At 64.2% G+C, this 2,467-nt stretch carries 3 protein-coding genes; 1 reads left to right on the top strand and 2 read right to left on the bottom strand.

From position 1 onward, the window contains the following. A partial coding sequence (locus tag EOA36_RS33305; RefSeq protein ID WP_189553493.1) for a molybdopterin-dependent oxidoreductase occupies positions 1–704 on the bottom strand: 704 nt, incomplete at its 3' end. A gap of 278 nt (positions 705–982) precedes the next feature. On the opposite strand from EOA36_RS33305, the gene EOA36_RS33300 reads away from it, so the two are divergent. Beyond that, positions 983–1,879 carry a LysR family transcriptional regulator gene (locus tag EOA36_RS33300; RefSeq protein WP_127280996.1) on the top strand — a complete coding sequence of 299 codons (897 nt, stop codon included), beginning with the start codon at positions 983–985 and terminating at the stop codon, positions 1,877–1,879. A gap of 2 nt (positions 1,880–1,881) precedes the next feature. On the opposite strand, the gene EOA36_RS33295 is transcribed toward EOA36_RS33300, so the two are convergent. Further along, the coding region (locus EOA36_RS33295; RefSeq protein WP_145969453.1) for an Hsp70 family protein at positions 1,882–2,467 on the bottom strand (586 nt) is incomplete at its 5' end.

The raw sequence follows: 2,467 nt of genomic DNA, 5'->3' as shown, positions 1-2,467 counted from the left end.
GTCCGGCAGGGATTGATCGACACCACCTTGGCGCCGCGCGCCTTGAGCTTGCCCAGTCCGATCTTGATCGGGTTGGAGTCATGGTCCTCGGCGACGCCGAACAGCATGAAGTATTTCGTGTTGTCCCAATCGGGCTCGCCGAACTCCCAGAACGAGCCGCCGATCGAGTAGAGGCCACCGGCTGCCATGTTGACCGAACAGAAGCCGCCATGGGCAGCGAAGTTCGGCGTCCCAAACTGGCTCGCCCACCAGCCTGTCAAGGATTGCGACTGGTCACGTCCGGTGAAGAAGGCGAGTTTTTTGGGGTCGGTCCGGCGGATATGCGACAGCCGCTCGGTGGCGATCGAGAAGGCTTCCTCCCACGCGATCTCGCGGAACTCACCCGAGCCGCGCGGGCCGGTGCGCAAGAGCGGCTTCTTCAGCCGGGCCGGGCTGTAGTGCTGCATGATGCCGGAGCTGCCCTTGCCGCAGATCACGCCGCGATTGACTGGATGGTCCTTGTTGCCGTTGATGTAGCGGATCTTGCCGTCCTTGATGTGCACGTCGATCCCGCAGCGGCAGGCGCACATGTAGCAGGTCGTCTTGGCGATGCTGTCGGAAACATCTGGGGAGGTGTCGACGCCGTCGCCTTCATCGGGCGCGCGCGTGTCGGCAAGCTGGCGTTGCGAGGGGGCTGAATTGGCGCCGCGCGGTCCTTGCATCATGATCCCGTGGTGCTCGCGCGGCCGGCGGATTTGGCGCGCGTCTTCGGTCCGGGGCCGCGCATGTAATGCTCTTCGGGGTGATATCGATCACCGGCCAATCGCCGCCGGATGCCGCGGGTCCAATGCGCAAGCAGGGATCTGAACCGCCCGATCATTTTATTCTCTGCGACCTGCAGGCCAATTTTTTCTAACTTCGGCTAAAAAAGTAGAATAAAGCTATCGATCCGTCTAATCAGTTGTTCTTGTAAATTCGATCGATATTGGTTCTTAATGCAGGCATGACCCTGGACCAGTTGCGCATTTTCGTCGCCGTCGCAGAGCGCGGCCACATGACCAAGGCAGCAGAGCTTCTCGGCATTTCCCAGTCGGCCGCGTCGGCGGCCATTCGCGCGCTGGAAGAGCAGCACGGTGTCCATCTGTTCAACCGCGTCGGCCGCAACATAGAGCTGGCCCAGACCGGCCACCGGTTCCTGCCCGAGGCCAAGGCCGTGCTGGAGCGGGCTGCCGCCGCCCGCAACGTGCTGGAACATGTTTCGCAGACGGTCGCCGGCAGCCTCTCGATCGCCGCCAGCCTGACCATCGCCAGCTACTGGCTGCCGCGCCGGCTGGCCTCCTTCCACGAGGCCTATCCGGCCGTCAGGCTTAGCGTCACCATCGGCAACACGAGGCAGGTCGAGGCCAGCGTGCTCGATGGAACCGCCGATCTCGGCTTGGTCGAAGGGCGCACCGAATCCGACATATTGCGCCGCGCCAAGGTCGATACCGACCGGTTGATGCTGGTCGTTGCCAGCTCCCATCCGCGGATCGCCGAAATCGCGCCGGGCCGCCCCGACATCACGGGCCTGCGCTGGATCATCCGCGAGGGCGGCTCCGGCACGCGCGAGGTGCTGGAGGATCTGGCGCGCCGCGAGGGGGTTTCACTTGCCGACCTGCAGATATTCCTGGTGCTGCCCAGCAACGAGGCGGTTCGCCAGGCCGTCGAAGCGGGCGCCGGCGCGACCATCATTTCGGAGCTGGTCGTCGGGCACGCGGTCGCCGAGGGGAGCCTGAGAGCCGTGCCGATCGAATTGCCGAAGCGCGACTTCGCCATGATCACCCATCGCGACCGCCAGGCAAGCCTGGCCCAGATGGCGCTGAAGGCGCATCTGGCTGCAGAGATGAACGGGTCAGGGTAGGATCAGCCGAACTTCCGCTGCGCATCGAGTGCCAGGCCAAGCCCGACCGATCCGAACATGTCGCCGTCTATGACAGAAGCCTGCGGCACCAGCGACAGGATCTCTCGTCTTGCCAGCGGGATCGCGGTCGAGCCTCCCGTCAGGAACACGGCGGTGATGTCCGATGGCTTGACCTGAGCGTCGCGAATGGTCTGACCGACCGTTTCGGTGACCCGCTCGATATCTCGGGCAATCGTGGCCTCCAGCCCGTCGCGCGTGATCCCGGCGGCGAACGCCGCGTCAGGCAGCTTCACCGCCACCTCCGCCGATGACCTGTTGGTCAGTTCTATCTTGGCCTTTTCGACCAGCGCCGCCAGAGCGTGCCCGTAGCGGTGCTCGACGATGTGGATGAAGCGGTCGACCAGGTCGGCACGCACGGCCTCGTAACGGATCTGGCGGAGATGCGTCATCGCCTTGGCGGTATAGACCAGGTTGATGCGCTGCCATGTGGCGAGGTCGATGAAATAGCTGGCCGGCAGATTGCGCTTGCCGTCCTTGGTCGCGGAGAGGTAGCCGAGCTGCGGCATGACATGGGCGATGCTCAGCAAC

It is taken from the genome of Mesorhizobium sp. M8A.F.Ca.ET.021.01.1.1 (genome assembly GCF_003998025.1).
In the GTDB taxonomy this organism is placed as follows: Bacteria; Pseudomonadota; Alphaproteobacteria; order Rhizobiales; family Rhizobiaceae; genus Mesorhizobium.
Note: the sequence above shows the minus strand (reverse complement) of the source record. Positions and strands in the feature narration are given on the sequence as shown.

What these genes read in the sequence shown, in the direction of transcription:
- EOA36_RS33300 (WP_127280996.1), top strand. Translation starts at nt 983, where the DNA reads ATGACCCTGGACCAGTTGCGCATTTTCGTCGCCGTCGCAGAGCGCGGC.